Here is a 22,079-nt window from a genome sequence, read left to right as displayed (position 1 = left end):
CAAAGGTCGATTTTCGTGCTCGTCCTGCTGACTGTGGGCGTCACCATCGGGCTGGTGGATGACGCGGACGCCGTCATCCGCACTTACGTGCACGGCTTCTCGTCCCCTGCGCTGACGGACCTTAGCGGAGCGCTCAACAGGCTAGGCTCGTGGAAAGCCATCTACTTCATGACTGCCGTGGTCGCGGGCGCGCTGCTGCTGCTCGGCAATCGCGCTGTTGCGATCCGATTGCTGCTGGTGATGGGCGTGGCTCTCGCTGCAAACAGCTTCGTCAAACTGCTGGTCGCGCGGCCGCGTCCAGAGCCGTTCTTCGGCGTGGCGCCTGACAGCTATAGCTTCGCCAGCGGACACGCGCTTTTCTCTGCCTGCTATTTCGGCTTCATCGGGCTGCTGGTGGCCTCGGGCTTGCCGGATCGGTGGCAGCGCGCGGTGGTGCTGGTCCCAACGGTGGCGCTCATCGGGGCCATCGGGCTGTCGCGCATCTACCAGGGCGTGCATCACCCCAGCGATGTACTGGCCGGGTTTGCGCTTGCGGCGTTGATCTTGTGCGTAACGGGCGCGCCGGGAACACGCGACGACAACGGCCGCGGCTAGCTTTGACGCGACAACGATCGCTTGCCGGTCGCGTCAGCGTCGGACAGTGCGGTGACGTTCGTGTCGGCGCCCTGCATAGCGTCGAGGTCGAGCACGTTGAGCCGATCACGCCGCGCGAGGATCCTCGTGGTCGTCGCGGTGACCTTCTCCAGGGCTTTGCCTGACAGCGCGAAGTGGCGTTCCAAATCGGAGACGCGCTCGACCAGCTGGGCGACGTCACCGATCAGCAGGCCGACCTCACGCTGGATGACGTCGGCGTGGTCGCGCATTTTGGCGTCTTTCAGCAGCGCCTGCACCGTTTGAACCGCCAGCATGAGGGTGTTGGGCGACACGATCATCACGCGGGCGCGGTGGGCACCCTGCACGAGATCGGGGAACTTCTCGTAGAGATCGGCGCAGATCGATTCAGACGGCACGAACATCAGGGCCGTTTCCTGGGTCTCGCCGGGGATGAGGTATTTGTCGGCAATGGCGGCTACATGCCGGCCGACTGCCTCGCGCACCGCAGCGAAGGCGGCCTTGGTCTCCTCGGGCGATTGGGCGACGCGCAGCGCCTCGAAGCCTTCGAGCGGGAACTTGGAATCGACGACAAGTGCTTCAGTGTTGGGCAGCCGGATGACGCAATCGGGCCGCTTGCCGTTGGAGAGTGTGGGCTGGAAGTCATAGGCGCCGGAGGGGAGCGCATCGCGGACGATGGTCTCCATGCGCATCTGGCCGAAGGCACCGCGCGCCTGCTTGTTGGCAAGCACGCCGTGCAGGGAGCCGACCTCCGTCGAAAGCTCAGACAGGCTGCGGTTGGCCTCGTCGATGAGCGCTAAGCGCTCGTTCAGCGTCGAGAGGCTTTCCCAGGTGCGGCGCTCGGATTCGCTCATGTTGTCGCCGAGCCGAGCCGCGGTGGAATTGATGTTTTCCCCCAGACGGGCCGCGGTCGCGTTGAGATTATCGCCGAGGCGCACGGCTGTTGCGTTGAGATTCTCGCCGAGACGTACCGCAGTGGCGTCGAGTGCCTGAGAGACATTGCGCGCGAGAGAGTCGATGCGATCGTTGAGGCTGCGTGAGTGCTCGGCGCTCTGCTGCACCGAGAGCTCGGCCATGGCGGAGATGCGGCCCTTGAGCTCGGCAAACTCCGATTCAGTGGTGCGGGTGCGCGAACGCGCAGAAGAGAGAAGCGCTGCGAAAGCGGTGACGAGACCGGAAATGCCGATCGCCGCGCAGGTGAGCACCAACGCGTTCTCGGAGAGGAAATCCTCGATCGCGGTAAAATCCAGAGAGGTGAGCAACTCGCGCATAGCTCGAAGCGATAGCTGATTCGGTCGGACAGAATTCGGGCGGCGGTACCGCTGCTGCGGCCTTTGGCCTAAGATCGAGGCAGATCGGGGCCGTACCCCGACAAGCAGGGAGGCGAAGCGCGGCTCATGTCACGCCTCAGTGCCGGAATTCTGCTCTATCGGCAGCCCCACATGCTGGAGGTACTTCTGGCCCATCCCGGCGGGCCCTTCTGGAGACGCCGGGACCTCGGCGCGTGGAGCATACCCAAAGGCGAGGTCGAGCCGGGCGAAGAGATACTGGCTGCCGCGCAGCGCGAGTTTACGGAGGAAACAGGGTTTCGCCCGCTCGGCGATGTGCTCGATCTGGGCGAAGCGCGACAACCGAGCGGCAAGCGCGTGCACATCTGGGCTATCGAAAGCGATTGGGACGCCTCTGCTCTGGTCAGCCTGACGTTCCCGCTCGAATGGCCGCCCAAGAGCGGCCGAACCCAATCGTTCCCCGAGATAGATCGCGCCGAGTGGTTCTCGCTCGATGTCGCGCGGCAAAAGATCCTGCCGGGCCAAATGGTGTTCCTCGATCGGCTGGCATCGAAGCTCGATTAGCCGCGAGGGGTTGCGAATGCAGATGAATTTTGCTGCTTTGCGCTACGGCACTTTGATATTCGTTTATCGTTGAACTCTACGTTCGAAACATAACATCGAGGCGCGCGACATGCTGAAGACGATCGTTGGGGGATCAAAGTTCTCGGTCTGGTCGATGCTGGGTGCGGCTACGCTGGTGGCGGCGGGCAGCTTTCTGGCTATGGCACCGGCGGCTGAAAGCAAACCCGCAAAGGGGAGCGGCAGCCTGGCCGGGAGCTGGAGCGGCAGCGGTTGGGTGTCGTTCTCGAATGGAAAGCGCGAGCGTGCACGTTGCCGCGCGCACTATAGCCCTAATGGGGGGAAGAGCTTTTCGCTGAGTGCGACGTGTGCGACGGCGTCGGGCAAAGCATCGCAGAGCGCTACCGTGTACGAAGTCAGCCGAAATAGATTTCGCGGCACATTTCACAACACCGAGTACAATGTTACCGGGAGCATCCGTGTCGTGCTCAGCGGCAACAGTCAATCGGTCACGCTATCGGGAGACAGCAATTCAGCAGCGCTGAGCCTCAGCCGCCGCTGATTGGTCCTGCTCCGTGTTCGCTCAGCGTTCCGATCTGAAACAGGTTACAGCAGAACAGGAACCAAGAGCGATCGCATCGCGGCATTTGAACGGAATGGCTAGGAATGGGGCTGCCTTATCCTCACTCAAGCAGGTGAGGAAGCCACAATGCCGACGGAAGCCTTCTCGTTAGTCCCGGGCGAATTCGACGACGAGACCTATGGTGCGGGGGATCTGGCTTCCGGCCTGCCGAAGTCTGCCTTCCCGGAAGGCGAGCGCGATCCGCGCCGCGTCTATGCGGCGGTGCGCGATGAGCTGATGCTCGATGGCAATTCGCGCCAGAACCTCGCAACGTTCTGCCAGACCTGGGAAGAGCCCGAAGTCCATCGCCTGATGGATGAATGCATCGCGAAGAATCTGGTCGACAAGGACGAGTATCCGCAAACGGCCGAGATCGAGCGGCGATGCGTGCGCATGATCGGCGATCTGTGGCACGCGCCGCAATCCGACAATGCCGTCGGCTGCTCGACGACGGGATCGAGCGAGGCGGCGATGCTCGGTGGCCTTGCCATGAAACGGCGGTGGGAAGCGCGCCGGCGTGCGGCCGGAAAGCCGACCGACAAGCCCAACCTCGTGACCGGACCGGTGCAAGTCTGCTGGCACAAGTTCGCGCGCTATTGGGATATCGAGCTGCGCGAAATCCCAATGGAGCCGGGGCGACTATTGATGACGCCCGAAGAAGTGCTGGCCCGCTGCGATGAAAACACCATTGGCGTGGTGCCGACGCTGGGCGTGACATTTACCGGCGCGTTCGAGCCGGTGAAGGCCGTCAGCGAAGCGCTCGATAAACTCGAAAGGGAGAAGGGCCTCGACATTCCAATCCATGTGGACGCTGCCAGCGGCGGCTTCCTCGCACCGTTCTGCGCGCCGGAACTCGTGTGGGACTTCCGCCTGCCGCGCGTGCGCTCGATCAACGCATCGGGGCACAAGTTCGGTCTTGCGCCGCTGGGCGTTGGCTGGGTGTTGTGGCGCGAAGAAAACGACCTGCCCGACAGCATGGTGTTCTGGGTGAACTACCTCGGCGGAGAGATGCGTGACATCGGGCTGAACTTCTCGCGCCCCGGCGGACAGGTGGTGTGCCAGTACTACGACTTTCTGCGGCTTGGGCGCGAGGGCTACCGCAAGGTGCACACCGCCTGCTATCGCAGCGCGGCCTATCTCGCTAGCGAGATCGCGGCGATGGGACCGTTCGAGATGATCTTCGATGGCGACATGGCGCGTGGCATCCCAGCGGTCTCGTGGAAAATCAAGGACGGAACAGATCCCGGCTTTACGCTATTCGACCTCGCCGACCGTTTTCGCGTGCGCGGATGGCAGGTGCCGGCGTACACGCTCCCAGCCAATTGCAGCAGCCAGACAGTGCAACGCATCCTGGTGCGCAACGGAGTGAGCTATGACCTCGCTTCGCTGCTCATCGCGGACATGAAGGCCGCCATCGAGCACCTTCGTGCGCATCCCACCGCCAGTCCGCTGAAGAGCGAAGAGGCCACCGGCTTCCATCACTGACTCGTTGCGTCGCGGCCCGACGTCATCGTCGCAGCTAATCGTACGTGGGCCCGCGGCGGGGCGTCGTCTCTATACCAAAGGACAGGGTGGGCGCCACCAACGGTTAGCCTTGTCGAACCAGCGCGCAATGGCCGCGCCATCGCGAACTCCCTACATTTCGAAAAGTATCCGGGCCCACGGCGGCATGTGGCACACCAGTTGTGTCGCAAGGCATTGTGTTCTCGCGGTCGAAGTTTCAGGGATTTAGCCGATGGTGCTCGACCTCAAAAACTCACCCGCCCGCGAGGCAAAGCTCGCATCAGCCGCGCCAGCGGGCCGTGTTCAGCCTGAACTGAAGGCGGCGCCGGAGCCGTCGCAACCGCAAGGCTTGTCTCCGCAAAACGCTCCCGACGTCGCCGCGGCCACGACCGACGCGAGCTTCTTGCGCCGGCACCCGCGGGCGTCCGTGGCCGGTGCGCTGTTAGGCGTGCTGCTGGCCACGGCGGGCTATCTCTACTGGGACCAGGCGGCGCGGTTCGAATCGACGGACGACGCATTCATCGCATCGCGGCCATTCGCGGTTGCGCCAGAAGTCTCTGGCTATCTGACGCAGGTGCCCGTCACCGACAACCAGCATCTGGCGACGGGTGACGTCATCGCGCGCATCGATGAGCGCAATTACAAGATCGCGGTCGAGAATGCGAGAGCGGCCGTCGCCAATGCGGAGGCGGGCGTCAAGAAGGTCGAAGCCGACATCAAAGTGCAAGAAGCCAAGATCGTTGCCGACGATGCGAACGTCGCTCAGGCGAAAGCGTCGCATCTCTTCGCAGAGGAAGAAGCGGCGCGCTTCCAGCACTTGGCGCGCGATGGCTTCGGCACGGTGGAGAAGGCGCAGCAGTACACCTCGCAACAAAGCCAGACGCAGGCGGAGGTGGACAGCGCGCAGGCCACTCTCGCGCTCGACCAGAGGCAGATCGACTCGTTGAAGGCTGATCGGGACGAAGCGTTGGCGCAGGTCGAACAGGCGAAGGCGCAGCTCAATCAAGCTCTACTCAACCTTTCGTATGCGACCATAACGGCGGCGCAGCCCGGACACATCGTGCAGCTAACTGCGGCAGTTGGCGAATTCGCGCAGCCGGGCACCAACCTTTCGATGTTCGTTCCCGACAAGATCTGGGTCGCGGCTAATTTCAAAGAGACGCAGCTCGATGCCTTGCGGCCGGGGCAGCCGGTTGAAATCAGCCTCGATGCTTATCCCGAGCGGGTCATACATGGGCACGTTGCCAGCGTGCAGCCGGGATCGGGAACTGCGTTCTCGCTGCTGCCGGTGGAGAATGCGACGGGCAACTACGTCAAGATCGTGCAGCGCGTGCCGGTGAAGATCGTTCTCGACGATGCGCCCAGCGATGTGGCGCTCGGGCCAGGCATGTCAGTGGTGCCAACGGTGCGTGTCAATCCTGCCCCATCGCTCTACGAGCGCATCGAGAGGCTATTATGACCCCGGGCGCGGCAGCTCCACCACGAGCGCCAATCGGTGCCGGCGTGCAAAACCCTTGGCTCGTTGCCGTGCTGGTTGCGCTCGCTGCGTTCATGGAAGTGCTGGACACGACCATCGCCAACGTTGCTCTGCGCTACGTCGCGGGCGGCCTGGGCGTCAGCGTGGACGAAGCTTCCTGGGTTGTGACGAGCTATCTCGTCGCCAACGCGGTTGCACTTGTCGCCAGCAGCTTCTTTGCCCGACGCTTCGGCCGCAAAGGGTTCTTCATCGCCTGTCTCGGGTTGTTCACTGTCAGCTCCGTGCTCTGCGGCTTTGCCTGGAATCTCGACAGTCTGTTGTTCTTCCGCGTGCTGCAGGGTCTAGGCGGCGGGGGGATGGTTCCCGTGGCGCAGTCGATCCTTGCCAGCTCATTCCCGCAGGAGAAGCGCGGTCAGGCGTTCGCGCTGTTCGGCGTCGCGGTGGTGGTGGCGCCTGTGGTCGGGCCGACGCTCGGGGGATGGCTCTCGGACAACTGGTCATGGAACTGGTGCTTCCTGATCAACGGCCCGGTTGGACTGCTGACGATAGGGCTCATCTGGCTGGTGCTGCGCGAGGAAGCTCCAGCGCGGGGCGAGCGTGTGCGGTTTGATTTCATCGGCTTCGCGCTCGTCGCGACGTTCCTCGGCGCATTGGAGGTGGTGCTCGACCGAGCCCTGATCGATGACTGGTTCAGTTCGGCATTGATCGTGACGACCGCGGCGGTGTGCGCGCTCGCGTTCCTTATGATGATCCCGTGGGAGCTTTCGCGCGCTAACCCGATGGTGGACATCCGAATGCTGGCGTCACGGCAGCTCGGCGCTTGCTTTCTCATCATGGGATCGTTCGGCGTCGTACTTTACGCGACGACACAATTCCTACCGCAGCTGGTGCAGGAAGACTTTGGCTACACGGCTACGTGGGCGGGCCTCGTGCTGTCGCCGGGTGGTCTCGTCACCATGGCGATGATGTTCATCGTCGGGCGGATGTCGGGGCACGTGCAGCCCAAGTATCTGATTGCGGCGGGCGGATCGATCATCGCGCTGTCGATGTACGATCTCACGAATATCAACCCGGACCTAAACTTCTGGTTCTTCGCGGATTCGCGCATGCTGCTAGGCCTCGGACTGCCGCTGATCCTCATTCCGATCATTACGGCTTCCTACGAGGGACTGCCGCCGAAACAGTACGATCAGGCTTCGGCGCTTATCAACGTGGCGCGTAACACGGGCGGGTCGATCGGGGTATCGCTGGCGTCGAACGTGCTGGCGCATCGCGAGCAGTTTCATCAGGCGCGGCTGGTCGAGAACACGATCCCGTCGAGCGTGCCGTTCCAGCAGACGTTGCATCAGGTGACGCAGTATTTCGTCGGGCAGGGGAGCTCGCTGATGGAGGCGAAGCAACAGGCGCTGGCCTGGATCGGGCAGACCGTGCAGGCGCAGGCTTCGCTGTTCGCGTACGTCGATGTGTTCTGGACTTTGACGCTGGTGGCTTTGGCAGTGGTCCCGCTGGCCCTCGCACTGCGCAGCGTCACGGGCGGCCAGCCAGTGCATGCAGCGCACTAACCCGACCGCCTTGGCGCATAGCGCTATGATGCTCGACTAAGGGTGGTGCGGACGGTGGGAATCGAACCCACACGGCGTTGCCGCCTCAGGATTTTAAGGCGACACTTTCTGCATTTCAGTATTACCCAATAATGCGCAAGCCTTTGATTTTCCCTATTGTGCTTCACGCCTGTTTGCCCTTGATTTCCTCCGATCAAGTATCCAGTAGGTTGCCGACGGGTTGCTTGTTTTATTGCATTTCGGAGCTGCGCAATGCCAAGCCCAAAACATCTATCAAAGCGAACGGTCGATGCATTGAGACCGGGCGAAATTGTTTTCGACACCACTGTAAAAGGTTTCATGGCGCGCCGCCATAGGCGCCACGTGGTCTATGCGCTAAAGGTGCGCATCAACAGCAGGCAACGGTGGATCACCATCGGCGAGCACGGCTCACCTTGGACGGTGGAGAGCGCCCGCAAGGAGGCCCAACGCCTATGGGGCCAGATCCGCGAGGGCGTGAACGTCGTCGCGGTGCGCGAGGCCCTGCGTAACCAACCGACGATCGAGAACCTCTGCGTGCGCTTCCTCGACGAGCACTCTCGACAGCACAACAAACCCCTTACTGTGCAGGGTTATGAGCGCAACAACCGAAATCACATCGTTCCGCTCTGGGGAGATCGGACGGTCGCGGAAATCACCCGCGCCGATGTCGAGGATCTCAAGCGCACCATCCGCGAGGGGAAAACATCTAGGCGCACTGCGCGCCGCCGCGAGGGTGGCTCGGGCGGTCGCGACATTCGTGGCGGCCCTGGTGCGGCGAACCGCGTACTCGGTCAGCTCTCTAAGATGTTTAGCCTCGCCGAGGTGTGGGGCTGGCGTCCCGAGAACAGCAACCCCGTTCGCAAAGTCCAGCGCTATAAGGAGAAGAAATGCGAACGATTTCTCTCAGCCGATGAGTTGATGCGGCTGGGAAAGGCGCTTGCCGATTTCGAGGCGTCCGGCGATATGCTTCCTTCCGCCATTGCCGGCCTCAGATTACTCATCTTTACCGGGGCACGGCTGGGCGAAATTCTGACCTTGAAGTGGTCGTACGTCGATCTTGAGCGCCGTCTCCTGCTGCTTCCCGACAGCAAGACGGGAGCTAAGCCCATTATGCTCAATCAGCAGGCCATTGACGTTTTAATTTCTATTCCCCGCGTTGAGCATTGTCCGTGGGTTTTAATTGGCCATACGGAGGGCGAGCATCTGAGGGCATTACAAGCGTCGTGGATCCGCGTTCGCCGGCTCGCCGAGATCCCGGATGTGCGCATCCACGATCTGCGCCACTCGTTCGCGAGCTTCGCGGTCCTAAGCGGCGGCACTTTGCCCGTCATCGGCAAGTTGCTCGGTCACAATACGCCGATCACGACAGCGCGTTACGCACACCTTGCGGCAGATCCTATTAGCCATCTGGCAGAGCTGACGGGCTCTGCGCTTTCGCAGGCGATGATGTCCGGCACACTGCCTGGTGGATCACACGTCGAGCGACAGCGGGCTGCAAGCACCTTCGACAGCCTCAAGGGCAAGCTCGCCGAGCTGATGCAGGAGATGGACAAGCTGTCGGATGCCGGCAAGCGGGGGTAAGCCGAGAGGTGGAGTTAATCCGTCCACACGCTGCTCCCGTCCAGTTTGGTGACATCGTCGATGGGTGAGGTTTCATGCTCACGCACGACGAGAGGGCTCCGTTGGAGCAGCGTGATCCGCGGCCAATGCACTCGCGACCGCCGGAAAACGTGAACACGCGAGTCCTTGCCTCAATAAATGTTCAGATGTAAGAACTCCCGCCCAATCACCCCGACGACGTTCAACCACAGAGGAGACGAGCCGTGAGAATGCTGCCGCGATCGACACACACCGTGCCGACGCCCGCAGTGCGTCCGGCTTTCCGTCACTCATTCTGGTTAAACACCAATGGCACGTTCATTGATACAGCGTCGGCAGGAGGCCGAGCGCGCGCGGGTTGAAGCCTTCGAGGCGTCGCTGCGGCGCGTGTCGCAACGCGCGCGCCCGGCACCGGATTTCCAGCAGGCAATCGATGCGGTAAAGCGCGGTTTCGAGACCGCCATCGTGCGTGACGCCTACGCTTGGCGCCCCCAGATGAAGACGCGCGATGCCGCACGCCTTCGTGTCGCCGCGGCGCGCTATCTCTTCGCGCGCTATCCGGTCGCCGAGCACCTGGAGCACATCTGGATCGACACCACAGGGCTCGCACCCAACGACATCGCGTTGCGCAAGCGCTGGTACATCGTGGCTGCCGGCGGCGGCTCGCTCTACCATGCGGGCGCCGACGCGTGGCTGTCGCGCAAGGAGGTGCACGCCTTCCTCAATCCGCTGGGGCGCCTCAGCTTTGCGCAGGCGATCTGGCACGCGATTGCCCGCTCCTATGCGATCAATCCCGGCATAGCGCTGCGGGTTGCGTGCTCGCGCATCGCGCAGTGGCCGCGGCCTGAGGCCGACCTCGCCTTCTGGCGTGAGGTCGTGCGCTTCTTATGTGCGCATCCAACCTCGGTCGAGGAGATGGAGGACCTCAGCGATTACCTCGCCCATTGCCGCCAGCACCACCGGGGCTACAGCCTTAAGGGCCGCACCCTCGCGTCGCTGACCCGGCAAATGCATGCGTGGCACCGCGATCTCAATGCGATCCAGCGCATCGAGGCTGCGCGTCTCCGCGCGGCGCAGGCGCGTGCCCGTGCGCGCGGCGGAATACTGGCGCCTGCAGCATCCGCCGGCGGATGCTGGTCGGGAGCGAAGATCGCCGACTGGTCGTGGACCACGTCGAACAAGGATCGCTCCAAGCGGGAGGAGTATGTGATGACCCAGCTGCGCAACGCCGCCGAGCTCGTCTCCGAGACGCGCGCCATGCACCACTGCGTCGCGAGCTACGCGCAAAAGTGCATCGCGGGATATTCATCGATCTGGTCGCTGCGCCGGCGCGTTTCCGCCGCCACCCAGCGGCTGCTCACGATCGAGCTCGACCGGCAGCACCGCGTCGTGCAGGTCCGCGGCCTCGCCAACCGCCCGGCCCGCACCGACGAGATGAAAATCTTGGAGCGGTGGGCGAAGGCGCGCGGGGTCTCACTCTCGTAGGCCGCCGGCGCGGCGTGGCTCCCTCAACCGCCGATACGAGCAAGGGACTGGTCCAACAGCCAGACGACAGTCGAAAGGTCCCAATAGCTGCCATTCGCTGCAACTGGTCGGCGCCCCTAGACGATCGCCGACCAGGTCCGCTCGTAGAGGTGGACCGGCTGTCAGATGTCGATCTTTTTCGCGATCTCGATCGCGTCAATGCTCACGTCCTGCATTTAAGCCGGCTAGAGCAGTAGTCGCAGGGCGCGACGCCGGCATCTCGCGCACTGGACTACTGACTGCTTTGAATTTCACTCAGGCGCGCCTCGACCTCGGCGCATGCGCTCTCGATATAGGCGGAACCGGGGTACTGTTCTTTGAGCGGCGCCAGTTGATCTCGTGCTCGTTCAACCAACGATTTCTCGACATCGAAATTTCGTTTGCGAGCTTCGACCCAAGAGAGGTGCCAAAGCCCAATACCGTGAAGATAGGCCGCGTGCACATCCGTTTCATCGTCGCTATGAAGCCCTTGCCGATAGGCGCTCGCCTCGCGAAGCAGCCTTTCCGCCGACACGAGATCGCCGCGCCACAACTGCGCCTGACCGAGCAAATCCTCAGCGCTGGCAAAGTCTCTCAGATCGTCTCGCGAATCGGGATTTTCGCGCACCAACGTCAACCGCAGCACAAACAAATGCCAAAATGCATCGTTCGCGACATCAATATCGTCAGAATTATACGCTTCGACGCCTATTCGATCGAATGCGACAGCAAGGGCGCGACAGTTGGCTTCATCAGTCGGAAGCCGATCGATCCACTCGGCCGCCGGTCGCCCAGCTGCCACGAAGTCCTGCATTAGGGACCGCGCCGTCTGTTCAAGATCACTATCCATGATGCCTCAAACAACAGACTGACCTGCAAATCAGGCCAAGCTCTTCCTACCAGCGGAAGGGGCTTTAGCGCACCTGTGGTTTGCTGCCGGCCGACTCGCTGGTCAGTCCCACGAGCGGAAGTGGACCTATCCGTGGTGGGTGCCCCCTAGATGATCGCCGACCAAGTCCGCTCGTGGAGGAGAACCAGCTGTCAGAATGGTCCTTCCACTGAGCGAAGGACCAACTTATCCGTGGCCGGACCTCAGGGGAGCACGTCAAGCAGCTTTCATCCTACTGGTTGAACAATAAGAAACCACTCGGCGTTACGAACGAAAATCACGGAATGAAAAGCCACGCGAGGGTTCCAATGCGATCAATGACGTTGGGTTTTGGACTCGTCATCTTAGGTTTGGCTGCCGCTTTCAGCCTTGCACAGCCGTCGGCCGCAAAAAACTACCTTTGCAATCAGCAATTCGCACTGTGCACCTCGGCACCCTGTGTCCCGCAGCCCGGCAACCCGAACGTCTCGATTTGCGTCTGCGACGTGCAGGAGGGACCGAACCTCGCGACGGTAGAGTGTGACACGGTCAAGCCGAGCACCGACGCGGATGGAGTTCGCACTGTCTATTCGCAGTTCGCACTGACGCAGTTCGCGCAAGGTAAGAAGGCGCTGAAGTGCGAGAGCGGCACGCCCTGGTCGCAGTGCCTCAACAAGATCTGCACGGTCGACCCCGCCAATCCCGACAAGGCGATCTGCGCCTGCGACGTGGTGCGCACCGGTGAATGGCAGACCGCAGGTGGCGAATGCGACACGGCTACGTGCAAGACAGCTTACTGGTCGGGGGCGCTGCTGGCCGATTCCAGGAACAACGCCGAATTCTTGATGGAACAGCTCAAGATCACGAAATCGCCGGCAGAGGCCTGTCCAGTTCCCAAGCAATGATCCTGGTCGCTAGAAACCATTCCTGTGCGGACGATTACTGGGGAGCGAGCATGCGCAAGATCGCGCTCGAAGAGCATTTCACGACACCGGAGCTTGCCAAGAATTACGTGGCGAGGCCGACCCAGAGCGACGCGCTCTTTGCGGATGTTGAGCGTCGTCTGGCCGATTTCGACGAGCTGCGGCTCGAAAAGATGGATAAGACCGGTATAGAGATGATGGTGCTCTCGGTCACCACGCCGGGGGTCCAAGGCGTAAGCGATTCAAGGGAGGCCATCCGGCTTGCCCACAGCGCCAACGACTTCCTTGCGCGCGAGGTGCAGAAGCGGCCGGATCGCTACGCCGGCTTCGCCCATCTCGCGATGCAGGACGCCGACGCCGCAGCTGTGGAACTCGAGCGAGCCGTGCGAGAGCTTGGTTTCCGCGGAGCCCTCATCAATGGCCAGACCAATGGGCATTATCTCGATGAAGACCGGTACGTGCCCTTTTGGGAGCGCGTGCAGGAACTGGATGTCCCGGTCTACCTGCACCCCGGCAACATGGCCGACCATCCTGCGATGTTCGCGCATCGCCCTGAATTAGACGGCCCGATATTCGCCTGGACCGCGGATACCGCGGCTCATGCCTTGCGGCTTGTCTTCGGCGGCACCCTCACCCGCTTTCCCCAGGTGAAGATCATTCTCGGTCATATGGGCGAGACATTGCCCTTCCTTCTCTGGCGCCTCGACAGCAGGAGGGAGTTCGATCTCGGTGAAGAGCTGGCACCGGAGGCCCTTCCCTCGGCGATCATCAAGCGCAATATCGCCATCACCACGTCGGGTGTGTGCGACGCGGGAGCGCTCCTCGCGGCTATCCAAGCCCTGGGCGATGACAACATAATGTTCTCAGTCGACTATCCCTATGAAGATCCGCAGGTCGCCGCCGACTTCATCGAGTCCGCGCCGATCGGCGAGGTCGCGCGCACGAAGGTTTGCTACGGCAACGCCGAACGGTTGCTGCACTTGTAAGTTGGGCAGGCGAAATCCGATCGACAATCATGGGCGGAAGCCGGAATGGGAGAGCGCTCTCAGCCTGGTCGGAAGAGCGGCGCATTCTCCGCGCCGAATTGACAACCACTTATGGCCCGTAGCGCCTCGGCGTCGGCAGGCGCTCTGGCCCGGAAACATCAAAGCGAGTTAGGGAGCAGCGCGGCCGAATATCGGCTCATCGAGCGGAAAAATTAAGCCGCACCAAACACACATTTGCAACGCTCTGCGTTGACTACGGTTCAAAACTGCGCAGGCTTCCGGCATTGTCTCTGTCGCGCTGGTTTGCGCCTCAGTTTTATCGCTCGGCTCCTAACCTTGGGCTGCACGACCGTAGCGGCGACTCGACGATACGGTGATGGCGCCCCGGTCGGTTGAACCTACAAAGCCGCTACTCGGAGGCATAAATGGGGATTTCGGTCGCGTCACAAGCGCAACTAAGTGGGGGCACTGCCCTACATAATGTTACGCTGGCGGTAAATGGAACCGTCCATACGCTTTCCATCGACGTGCGCACGAGTTTGCTCGACGCTTTGCGCGAGTACATCGGTCTGACAGGCGCCAAGAAGGGGTGTGACCATGGCCAGTGTGGCGCCTGCACTGTGCATATCGACGGTCGCCGCATCGTTTCCTGTCTGACGCTCGCCGCACAGGCTGAGGGCCACGAGGTCACCACCATTGAAGGCCTTGAGGGCGTCGACGGTACGCTGCATGCGATGCAGCAGGCTTTCATCGATCACGATGCGCTGCAGTGCGGCTACTGTACGCCAGGGCAGATCATGTCTGCGGTCGCTTGCGTGCACGAGGGCCACGCCGGATCGCTCGACGAAATTCGCGAATACATGAGTGGCAACCTCTGCCGCTGCGGTGCCTATATCGGAATCGTCGCTGCGATAGAGACCGCGGCGACCAAGATGCAGGAGTGAGCGATGCGGCAGTTCGAGTATATCCGTCCTGCCGATGTCAACGACGCTGTGAGGATCCTCAGCGGTGGCGGGAAGCTGCTCGCAGGCGGCACAACGCTTTATGACCTAATGAAACTCCGCATCGAGCGACCCGCGCGAATCGTCGACATCAACCACCTGAGCGACCTTAAGCATTATGACTCTTCGGGAGATCATGAGCTCGTGTTCGGGGCGCTTGCGCGGATGAGCGACGTGGCCGCCGATCGCCGGATCATCCGGGACTACCCCGCCATCTCGGAATCGCTCTGGCGCGCCGCGTCTCAACAGTTGCGTAACATGGCGAGCCTCGGTGGCAATCTGTTGCAGCGGACGCGGTGTCACTACTTTCGCGGTGGCGATCCTTACGCCTGCAACAAGCGTGACCCTGGCAGTGGCTGCGCGGCGATCGAAGGGCTCGACCGCGGCCAGGCCGTTCTTGGCGCGAGCCGAGCCTGTAGCGCCGTTTATCCTGGCGACCTCGCCGCGGCCCTCATCATCTTCGACGCCGAGATCGACGTGATAGGTTCCGGCGGGGAACGGATGATTCCACTTGAGGAGCTTCATCGCGAGCCTGGCGATACACCCCACATCGAGACGACACTCAAGCCCGACGAGATCATCGTCCGCATACGCGTTCCAACGACACCGCTCGGCCGGGCGTCAACCTACCTCAAGGTTCGAGACCGCGAATCTTACGCCTTCGCGCTCGCTTCGGCCGCGGTGGCCCTCCAAATGGACGGCGACATCGTACTGGGCGCCCGCGTCGCTCTTGGCGGCCTTGCGACGCGGCCCTGGCGTGCCCGCGCTGCCGAGCGGCTGCTGATTGGCCGCCGGTTCGACGAAGCTGCAGCGCGCGCCGCAGGCGAAGCGGCCGTCGAAGGCGCGAAACCGGGCCGCTCCAGCGGCTTCCGGATTGAACTGGGCGCACGCACCGTCGCCGACGCTTTGATGATCGCAAGACAGAGGACCTGACACCGTGGCGGACACTCATTTCCCCGATATTCCCCGCGTGGACGCTCGCGAAAAGGTATGCGGTGCGCCGATTTTTGCTACAGACGACGCGCGGCCAGACTTGCTCCATGCCGCACTTGCTGTGTCCCCCATTCCAAGAGGCCGCGTGCTAACCATCGATACGCGCGCGGCGCAGGCTTCGCTGGGCGTGCGGCTCGTGTTCACGCATGACGACCTCGCCGACTTGCAGCTTCCGGGGTTCCTCCTAGGAGGCTACGGCTTCCAGAATTTCCAGCCCTTGCGCTCGCCGGACATAGCCTACCGTGGTCAACCGATCGCGCTCGTCGTCGCCGACAGCTTCGAGGCTGCAACCGAGGCAGCTGCGCTAATTCAAGCAACCTACGTAGAGGATCCGTTCTGGCCGACGATCAATTCGCCGAACGTCGAAATCATCAATCAGACAGACACGCCCCTGGGGACGATCCTCACGGAACCTGTCGCCGGAGACGCCGACGCCGCGTTCGCCACAGCGCCTGTCAAAATCGACATCGAACTTACGTGCCCGACACAGCATCAGAATCCAATAGAGCTTGTCGCTACGGTAGCAGAGTGGAAGGGCAACAAGCTCATAGTCCACGAAGGAACACAGAACGCTGAAGGCGTCCGCCACGGCCTCGCCCGAGTGCTTGGGATTCCAGCCGCGCAGGTGGAGGTGATCTCGCCCTTCGTAGGCGGCGGCTTCGGCCAGAAGAACTCGTACCAGATGCAAACGGCGCTCGCCGCTGCCGCTGCGCGCCGTGCGGGCGCGCCCGTGAAATTGGTCGTGCCCCGGGCCCAGCTTTTTCAAGATGCGAGTTTCCGCCCCACCAGCCGGCATCACGTACAGATTGGCGCGGACACCTCTGGGAAGTTGCTCGCGGCCATCCATGAGGTGGATGCCCAAACCTCGCGCCACGACTTTTTTCCCGGCGAGTATACCGCAACCAGCTCTCGCCTGTATGGATGGGGCGCGTTTCGAGGCCGTGAGCGGCTTGTGCGTACCGACACACAAACGCCTGGCTTTATGCGTGCTCCATTCGAGCACCCGGCTTGCTTCGCCATGGAAACAGCAATCGACGAGCTCGCCTACGCGCTCGGACAGGATCCCGTAGAGCTGCGTCTAGCCAACGACACGAGCGTCGATGCCATCACCAAGCGGCCCTTCACATCGAGATACGCCGGCGCGTGCCTGCGTCGCGGCGCCGAGCGTTTCGGCTGGCGCGCGCGAAACGCTGAGCCACAGTCCATGCGTGATGCCGACGGCGCCCACATCGGTTGGGGGGTCGCACTGGGCGCCTATCCCGGCATGATGATTTCGAGCATCGTGAAGCTTGCGGTTACCCGTGACGGCAGCGTCGAGATAGCCACGGGTGCCCACGAGATGGGACAGGGCATGCGAACCGTGATCGCGGCCACCACTGCCCGCAAACTGGGCGTGACGCCCGGGTCTGTTACCGTGACGATCGGCGACACTCGAGCTGCGCCACAACAGTTGACTGCAGGCTCCTGGGGCGCGTCCTCCGCTGTCCTCGCCGCTGAGGCAGCCGCAGATGCAATGCGCGAGGCGTTGGCGAAGCTCACGACGGATGGCGTCGTCGACGGGCGATCACCGTTCGAGATCCTCAAGGCCGCAGGCCGCGATTGCCTCGAAGTGGAAACAATGGCCAAGGCCCCGGGCCAGTCGGCCAAGGTGTTCGACCAGATCCGTTCGGGCATGATGTCCCGAGCTGGACCGGTGTTTGAAGACTGCGTCTCCTTCAGCTTCATTGCCCATTTCGTGGAAGTCCGCGTCGAGCCTAGGCTTCGGCGCATCCGCGTGCCCCGCGTGGTGAGTGTGGCGGATTGCGGTCGCGTGATCAGCCCGCGGACGGCGGCAAGTCAGGTTCGCGGTGGCGTGGTATGGGGGATCGGCGCGGCCTTGCGAGAAGCCAGCGAAACCGATCCGCGCTATGGCGGATTCCTGAACACCGACCTCGCCGAGTATGTCATCCCCGTCAACGCCGACATCGGCTCGATTGACGTCGATTTCGTCGACGAACCCGATTCCCTTCTGGAGAGCGGCGTCAAGAGCCTGGGTGAGGTGTCGCTGTGCGGTGTGGCACCGGCCATCGGCAACGCCGTCTTTCACGCGACAGGTCGGCGCCTGCGCGACCTGCCGATCCGCATTGAGCACATCCTGTAAAACAAGGCGTCCTCGACGGTACGGGCGCTAACGTAGACCCCCGTCAAAGATCGCTCAGTCATTGAGATGATCTATGGGCGTGAGAGAGCTTGTCCCCGAAAAGAGCGGCGGCGTTCTCGTGATAGATTCTCTCGGCATCCTGCGCGGAGAGCCCCGACTGGCGAATATAGTCGACCGCTAAATTGTAGAGGTCGTCCTGCCAGTACGGCGTATCGGTCCCAAGCAGAAGGCGATCGCTCCCAAATGTCTCGCACGCGCACCGAAGTGCTGCCGGGTGCGCGTTCACCGTGTCGTACCAGAAGCGCTTCGCTTCCTCGCTCGGCAGCGCCGGGGTCGGCATAAAAACCCGTGCCTGCACGTCAATGCGCTTCATCAGGAATGGAAGGCATCCGCCCAGATGAGACGATATAAACTTGATCCTCGGAAAGCGCTCGGGAACGCGCGCCTGGATAAGCTGCAGGGCGCACACCGTGTCTTCGAACGGGGAGCCGAGCGGTCCGTCGAAATGTGAGTTCGTGACGATAAAGGATGCCAGGCTCACGCCGGAGGGGTGGATGAACACGACGGCTTCACGGCCATCGAGCTCGGAAAACAGCCCATCGAACCGGGCGTCAGCCAGTGGCGCGCCTAGAATAGTCGTCGAGACTGAAACACCGATCATGCCGAGTTCGTCATAGCAGCGCTTCATCTCCGCAACCGAGGCGTCGATGTGCGGCAGCGGCAATGAGGCGAAGGCAGCAAAGCGGCCACGACCCTGCGCCACGGCGCTCGCGCAAATGTCGTTGGCGAGACGCGCTGCTTTCACGCTTTGATCGAGGCTGGGAAAGTAGGGATCCTGAGGCGAAACGGACAAGATTTGAACGTCGACGCCCGCTTTGTCCATCATCGCCAAACGTCGCTCTATATCCTCGGCCGTTGGTCCGGCGTGGAGACCGCGCGCGATTGCTGTGCCGACGGCTGTGCCACCGAAGCTGTCCAGCAAATCGAGATAGGCGACGGGATACAAGTGAGCGTGAACGTCGATCTTCATTTCGGGCTTGTCCAATCTCCAGGGTTGCCGCACCACTGAACTATTAGATTAAGGGTTGGTCGAGCGAGCTGATGCGGTGGCGAATTCACCATGCTTCGGATCGCTGTGCCGCGCTGCGCGCTCCCGTTTTTGCCTGATTACGTACATCAATCAAACCGGCTAAGGACGGCATTGAAGACCTCGGTCATATAATGACCGGCCGGACACGCGGACCAGTGAGCACTGGCGAACTCGAATCCGCCGGGGCTATCCGCTCGTAACGCTCGTCGCATATTAAGCAGCACGAGTGTATGAGGCGGAAGCTCGACCGCGACATTGAGCAGTTTGCAGCTTGCCGTCGTCTGACGCACGACGAGCGCAGGCGCCGTTCGACCATCCACCCAACCCATCGGAGTCGTGTCGGACGTGCCGACATTCTTAGCGTACGAAGTGCGCAACCGCTCAAGGATGATTACTGAGTTGTCGAGCGTGATGCTGATTGCGTGCAACCCGTACTCATCGCCACCCGTTGCCTCCAGTATCTGCCTCGCGGCATGTCGATCGATACCCAGCAGCCGAAGCAGAAGGCCGGCCCAGGGTCGCCGTGCGAGGTTCATGCGGCGATAGAGGCGATATAGAGGAGTAAATCGCGTGGGATCAAATGACGCCTGCGCCTCAGTCGGGAGAAACGGAAGAGCCGTAACGTAGGTGAGCGCTGCGAGCGCTGCACTGCGGCCGCTTCCCGTCGCAATGTAGCTGGCCATCGCGGATATGGCGCTCTTCGCCCAGGGATCTTGCTTGGCGAGGACATCGAGGCGCTTGGCCAGCGCGTGCTGTGATCGCCGGCGCTGAGGGTCGTTACGCCGTCGGAAGGACAGCAGCACATCGCCACTTTCGGTCACACCTCTGCGCAGACGCGCGAGAAGGAAGCGGTTGAGAAGCGGACCGTGCGCTGTGTAGTCGCGATCGAGACCGGGGTGATCCATGAGAGCGTCGATCTCGTGGTCGTTGTCGACCACGAGAACCGAGGCAAATCCTCCGCGGCGGATATAGCGTGCCATAGGCGGTGTTCCACGTCTGAGGGAACTCTTATTCGGCAGCCTGCAACGCCCGGTCCGACCTGGTGTGCCTTGCTGCCTCTTCGATAACGGCTGCAACCTCCTTAGGATGGGACTCGTAAACTGAGTGACTGGCCCCAGGGATCACGGTCGTCTTGCTCTTGGCGCGCTCGTAGTACCAGCGCTCGAGTTCAGGGCTGATGATCTGATCGTTGCCGGCGACGATTCCCCAGCTCGGCTTCGTCTTCCACGCTGCAGCACCAAGCGGCGTCGTAAACACCTCGGCAGCGGTAAGGACCTGGGAGTCGGCCTCGAAGCGGGCCTGCTCATGCGGAAGGTCCGGCGCAAACAGCTTCGGAAAGAGCTCCGGGTCGAGATAGGTGAAGCCGTCAGGCGTCTTTTTGATTGCACCTGGCGTCTTGCCCAGCACACTCGGTGTCTTTTTGCCGAGCGCACCTTCGTCCTCGCCAACATCGGGCGCATGCGCGGCAACGTACACGAGCCCAACGACTTTGGGATGCACGCCTGCCTCTGTAATGACCGAGCCACCGTAGCTATGACCGACGAGGATTGTCGGTCCGTCCTGGAGGTCGAGGATGCGCTTGGTTGCCGCAACGTCGTTGGCAAACGAGGTTTCCGGCTCCTGCACGATCGAAACCTTGAACCCATCCTTCGTGAGGATGTCGTGGACCGGCTTCCATCCGCTGCCATCGACCCACGCACCGTGCACCAACACGATGTTGGTGACGGGCTTGGTATCGACCGCCATCGCCGTTGCCGCGAAACCGGCAGCGGCGAAAATCGTTGCGCAGATCAACCTCACTCCATGGCTCATGGTCGCAATCCTCTTTGCTCAAACATCGGGCATCCGGGCCCACAAGGCAGATTGAGCCACCGATGTTCGAGAGAGAACCAGACAGTTTCTAAATGCGCCGTTGCCGCGGCGCGAACAATTCCAGCAGTCTATTGCCCAACTTTCTGATCGATGCGTCGCTACTCGGGAGTGTTGGCGATTCCGGCAGGCGCCACGGCATATTCGGCATTCTCGATATCGCGGCGACGAGACATTCATCGACAGCTTCGACCGACGTCCGCAAACTCGGCCTTGTGGCTGGCCCAACGACATCGGTCCAAAGATGTGCTGTGAAGTCCTACTGCATCGCGAACCGGTCAGCGGCGAGCCCATGCCAAAGCCTGCTCCAGCCGGTCGTCGCCCCAGAAAAGCTCCCCGTCGCTGGTTATGAAGCTCGGTGCGCCGAAGATGCCGCGAGGGCGACGAACTGCTGGCATACCTTGCGAATGGCCGGACCGTTGTCGCGCCGGAAATCGGCGATGGTCTTGAAGTCGGGTGCCAGGCGACCCGTGAGCCAGATCAGTTCCAGGTTCCTCCCGCACTCGCGCTCGACGCCACGAGACGACTGCACCTGGTTGAGATACCCGTAGATGTAGATCTTGAGGATCGTTGCCGGATGGTAGCTGGGGGGCCCGTCTCCTCTGGAATGACGCCGTCGAAGCCGAGCGCCGCTAGGTCAAGCGCATCGACGAACGCATCGACCACACGGACGGAATTATCCTCGCCGACGTAGTCGTCAATCGCCTCCGGGAAAAGCGTCGACTGCGTCCGATCCGCACCCTCGATGAACCGACCCATCCGATTCTCCCGCATTTGTTCGCGGGAATCGTACATCGGATCGTTAGAATGGGCGCGTTTTCACAACAGCCTCTCGGCATCTCGGGCAATAGGGGTTGGGGAATGCTGCACCTGCACTGGACCGCTTAGGGCCACTAGCGACCCAACCGGTAGGGTGGCCCGCAAGACCTCTGCGAGGAAGGCCCAGCACCCTCTGCGATGCACTTCAATCCTCAAATGCTGCACGACGAGATACGTCGGCTTCTTGCCTCGCGCTGTCGATAGGGTCGGCCGATTTGAAGGCGTATGTCATGAAGCACGGTGACAAGGGCCTGCGGGATGTAAGGCTTCGACAGGAAGCGCGCTCCACTCGCCATTTGGTTCTCCTGCGGCGAACATTGGCCGGAGCTTACGACGATGATGGTTGGTGGCCAGCGCTTACGCACGTAGAGAGACAACGCAAGTCCATCCATCGTGCCGGGCATTTGTATGTCGGTGAAGACCACCCTGATCTCTGTATGCGCTTCGAGTACGGCGATGGCTTCAGCAGCGTCGGCGGCCTCAAAAGTTACGTAACCTTCGGCTTGCAGAGTTTGCGCTAGCTCGAAGCGGACAAGGGCTTCATCTTCAACCACCAGGGCGACAATCGACGGTGGCATAGCGTTCCTCCTGGCTAGCGGGAAGAACTGTTGGTTTGCCAAACGGTTGCGCTGTCAAAGATT

19 protein-coding genes and 2 pseudogenes are annotated in these 22,079 nt (G+C 61.9%); 13 read left to right on the top strand and 8 right to left on the bottom strand.

All coding sequences use genetic code 11. The features are described from left to right. The first annotated feature begins 15 nt into the window (after positions 1-15). Positions 16-594, top strand: a complete 579-nt coding sequence (locus ACP15D_RS15375) for a phosphatase PAP2 family protein (protein WP_424958312.1) — start codon at positions 16-18, stop codon at positions 592-594. On the opposite strand, the gene ACP15D_RS15370 is transcribed toward ACP15D_RS15375, so the two are convergent. Next, on the bottom strand, positions 591-1,883 hold the full coding sequence (locus ACP15D_RS15370) for a DNA recombination protein RmuC (RefSeq protein WP_424958311.1): 1,293 nt from the start codon (positions 1,881-1,883) through the stop codon (positions 591-593). The genes ACP15D_RS15375 and ACP15D_RS15370 overlap by 4 nt on opposite strands. 126 nt (positions 1,884-2,009) lie before the next feature. Here ACP15D_RS15370 and ACP15D_RS15365 point away from each other — a divergent pair, with 126 nt between their 5' ends. The 7 genes from ACP15D_RS15365 to ACP15D_RS15335 all read left to right on the top strand — a co-directional run bounded on the left by ACP15D_RS15365 (position 2,010) and on the right by ACP15D_RS15335 (position 10,731). Further along, positions 2,010-2,465 (top strand): NUDIX domain-containing protein, encoded by a 456-nt coding sequence (locus ACP15D_RS15365; protein ID WP_424958310.1) that lies wholly within the window; start codon positions 2,010-2,012, stop codon positions 2,463-2,465. 109 nt (positions 2,466-2,574) lie between these two features. After that, on the top strand, positions 2,575-3,024 hold the full coding sequence (locus ACP15D_RS15360) for a hypothetical protein (protein WP_424958309.1): 450 nt from the start codon (positions 2,575-2,577) through the stop codon (positions 3,022-3,024). A 147-nt stretch (positions 3,025-3,171) separates the two neighbouring features. Further along, the gene (locus ACP15D_RS15355; protein WP_424958308.1) at positions 3,172-4,569 is read left to right on the top strand and encodes a glutamate decarboxylase; all 1,398 of its coding nucleotides are present in this window, start codon (positions 3,172-3,174) and stop codon (positions 4,567-4,569) included. A gap of 250 nt (positions 4,570-4,819) precedes the next feature. Further along, on the top strand, positions 4,820-6,046 hold the full coding sequence (locus ACP15D_RS15350) for an HlyD family secretion protein (protein ID WP_424958307.1): 1,227 nt from the start codon (positions 4,820-4,822) through the stop codon (positions 6,044-6,046). Then, positions 6,043-7,626, top strand: coding sequence for a DHA2 family efflux MFS transporter permease subunit (locus ACP15D_RS15345; protein ID WP_424958306.1), 1,584 nt, complete (start codon positions 6,043-6,045; stop codon positions 7,624-7,626). The genes ACP15D_RS15350 and ACP15D_RS15345 overlap by 4 nt, the downstream gene beginning before the upstream one ends. Before the next feature lie 339 nt (positions 7,627-7,965). Then, positions 7,966-9,228, top strand: a complete 1,263-nt coding sequence (locus tag ACP15D_RS15340; RefSeq protein WP_424958305.1) for a tyrosine-type recombinase/integrase — start codon at positions 7,966-7,968, stop codon at positions 9,226-9,228. Between the two features lie 327 nt (positions 9,229-9,555). Then, a complete protein-coding gene (locus tag ACP15D_RS15335) occupies positions 9,556-10,731 on the top strand; it encodes a PcfJ domain-containing protein (RefSeq protein ID WP_424958304.1) in 1,176 nt (391 codons plus the stop codon). 271 nt (positions 10,732-11,002) lie between these two features. On the opposite strand, the gene ACP15D_RS15330 is transcribed toward ACP15D_RS15335, so the two are convergent. Beyond that, positions 11,003-11,599, bottom strand: coding sequence for a hypothetical protein (locus tag ACP15D_RS15330; protein ID WP_424955568.1), 597 nt, complete (start codon positions 11,597-11,599; stop codon positions 11,003-11,005). Between the two features lie 524 nt (positions 11,600-12,123). Here ACP15D_RS15330 and ACP15D_RS15325 point away from each other — a divergent pair. The 5 genes from ACP15D_RS15325 (at position 12,124) to ACP15D_RS15305 (ending at position 17,660) form a co-directional block, all read left to right on the top strand. Continuing rightward, entirely contained in the window at positions 12,124-12,522 is a 399-nt protein-coding gene (locus ACP15D_RS15325; RefSeq protein WP_424958303.1) for a hypothetical protein, read from the top strand. A gap of 50 nt (positions 12,523-12,572) precedes the next feature. Next, positions 12,573-13,526, top strand: a complete 954-nt coding sequence (locus tag ACP15D_RS15320) for an amidohydrolase family protein (protein WP_424958302.1) — start codon at positions 12,573-12,575, stop codon at positions 13,524-13,526. Between the two features lie 425 nt (positions 13,527-13,951). Continuing rightward, positions 13,952-14,470, top strand: coding sequence for a (2Fe-2S)-binding protein (locus tag ACP15D_RS15315; protein WP_424958301.1), 519 nt, complete (start codon positions 13,952-13,954; stop codon positions 14,468-14,470). A 3-nt stretch (positions 14,471-14,473) separates the two neighbouring features. Beyond that, positions 14,474-15,460: an FAD binding domain-containing protein gene (locus ACP15D_RS15310; protein ID WP_424958300.1), complete on the top strand. Its 987-nt coding sequence runs from the start codon at positions 14,474-14,476 to the stop codon at positions 15,458-15,460. A gap of 4 nt (positions 15,461-15,464) precedes the next feature. After that, positions 15,465-17,660: a xanthine dehydrogenase family protein molybdopterin-binding subunit gene (locus tag ACP15D_RS15305; protein WP_424958299.1), complete on the top strand. Its 2,196-nt coding sequence runs from the start codon at positions 15,465-15,467 to the stop codon at positions 17,658-17,660. A gap of 58 nt (positions 17,661-17,718) precedes the next feature. Here ACP15D_RS15305 and ACP15D_RS15300 read toward each other — a convergent pair whose 3' ends face one another. The 6 genes and pseudogenes from ACP15D_RS15300 to ACP15D_RS15275 all read right to left on the bottom strand — a co-directional run bounded on the left by ACP15D_RS15300 (position 17,719) and on the right by ACP15D_RS15275 (position 22,016). Continuing rightward, the gene (locus ACP15D_RS15300; protein WP_424958298.1) at positions 17,719-18,690 is read right to left on the bottom strand and encodes an amidohydrolase family protein; all 972 of its coding nucleotides are present in this window, start codon (positions 18,688-18,690) and stop codon (positions 17,719-17,721) included. A gap of 146 nt (positions 18,691-18,836) precedes the next feature. After that, entirely contained in the window at positions 18,837-19,730 is an 894-nt protein-coding gene (locus ACP15D_RS15295; RefSeq protein WP_424958297.1) for a hypothetical protein, read from the bottom strand. Positions 19,731-19,758: 28 nt separating this feature from the next. Then, positions 19,759-20,562: an alpha/beta hydrolase gene (locus ACP15D_RS15290; protein WP_424958296.1), complete on the bottom strand. Its 804-nt coding sequence runs from the start codon at positions 20,560-20,562 to the stop codon at positions 19,759-19,761. A gap of 335 nt (positions 20,563-20,897) precedes the next feature. Beyond that, positions 20,898-21,002: pseudogene (locus ACP15D_RS15285) on the bottom strand (2-hydroxychromene-2-carboxylate isomerase); the annotation flags it as partial. Continuing rightward, positions 20,996-21,378: pseudogene (locus tag ACP15D_RS15280) on the bottom strand (transposase); the annotation flags it as partial. The pseudogenes ACP15D_RS15285 and ACP15D_RS15280, both read right to left, overlap by 7 nt. Before the next feature lie 212 nt (positions 21,379-21,590). After that, positions 21,591-22,016 (bottom strand): response regulator, encoded by a 426-nt coding sequence (locus ACP15D_RS15275; RefSeq protein WP_424958295.1) that lies wholly within the window; start codon positions 22,014-22,016, stop codon positions 21,591-21,593. Between the last annotated feature and the right edge of the window lie 63 nt (positions 22,017-22,079).

Source organism: Hyphomicrobium sp. 1Nfss2.1 (assembly GCF_965243865.1).
Taxonomy (GTDB): Bacteria; Pseudomonadota; Alphaproteobacteria; order Rhizobiales; family Hyphomicrobiaceae; genus Hyphomicrobium_A.
Note: the sequence above shows the minus strand (reverse complement) of the source record. Positions and strands in the feature narration are given on the sequence as shown.

What these genes read in the sequence shown, in the direction of transcription:
- ACP15D_RS15370 (WP_424958311.1), bottom strand. Translation starts at nt 1,883, where the DNA reads ATGCGCGAGTTGCTCACCTCTCTGGATTTTACCGCGATCGAGGATTTC.
- ACP15D_RS15365 (WP_424958310.1), top strand. Translation starts at nt 2,010, where the DNA reads ATGTCACGCCTCAGTGCCGGAATTCTGCTCTATCGGCAGCCCCACATG.
- ACP15D_RS15360 (WP_424958309.1), top strand. Translation starts at nt 2,575, where the DNA reads ATGCTGAAGACGATCGTTGGGGGATCAAAGTTCTCGGTCTGGTCGATG.
- ACP15D_RS15355 (WP_424958308.1), top strand. Translation starts at nt 3,172, where the DNA reads ATGCCGACGGAAGCCTTCTCGTTAGTCCCGGGCGAATTCGACGACGAG.
- ACP15D_RS15350 (WP_424958307.1), top strand. Translation starts at nt 4,820, where the DNA reads ATGGTGCTCGACCTCAAAAACTCACCCGCCCGCGAGGCAAAGCTCGCA.
- ACP15D_RS15345 (WP_424958306.1), top strand. Translation starts at nt 6,043, where the DNA reads ATGACCCCGGGCGCGGCAGCTCCACCACGAGCGCCAATCGGTGCCGGC.
- ACP15D_RS15340 (WP_424958305.1), top strand. Translation starts at nt 7,966, where the DNA reads ATGGCGCGCCGCCATAGGCGCCACGTGGTCTATGCGCTAAAGGTGCGC.
- ACP15D_RS15335 (WP_424958304.1), top strand. Translation starts at nt 9,556, where the DNA reads ATGGCACGTTCATTGATACAGCGTCGGCAGGAGGCCGAGCGCGCGCGG.
- ACP15D_RS15330 (WP_424955568.1), bottom strand. Translation starts at nt 11,599, where the DNA reads ATGGATAGTGATCTTGAACAGACGGCGCGGTCCCTAATGCAGGACTTC.
- ACP15D_RS15320 (WP_424958302.1), top strand. Translation starts at nt 12,573, where the DNA reads ATGCGCAAGATCGCGCTCGAAGAGCATTTCACGACACCGGAGCTTGCC.
- ACP15D_RS15315 (WP_424958301.1), top strand. Translation starts at nt 13,952, where the DNA reads ATGGGGATTTCGGTCGCGTCACAAGCGCAACTAAGTGGGGGCACTGCC.
- ACP15D_RS15310 (WP_424958300.1), top strand. Translation starts at nt 14,474, where the DNA reads ATGCGGCAGTTCGAGTATATCCGTCCTGCCGATGTCAACGACGCTGTG.
- ACP15D_RS15300 (WP_424958298.1), bottom strand. Translation starts at nt 18,690, where the DNA reads ATGAAGATCGACGTTCACGCTCACTTGTATCCCGTCGCCTATCTCGAT.
- ACP15D_RS15295 (WP_424958297.1), bottom strand. Translation starts at nt 19,730, where the DNA reads ATGGCACGCTATATCCGCCGCGGAGGATTTGCCTCGGTTCTCGTGGTC.
- ACP15D_RS15290 (WP_424958296.1), bottom strand. Translation starts at nt 20,562, where the DNA reads ATGAGCCATGGAGTGAGGTTGATCTGCGCAACGATTTTCGCCGCTGCC.
- ACP15D_RS15275 (WP_424958295.1), bottom strand. Translation starts at nt 22,016, where the DNA reads ATGCCACCGTCGATTGTCGCCCTGGTGGTTGAAGATGAAGCCCTTGTC.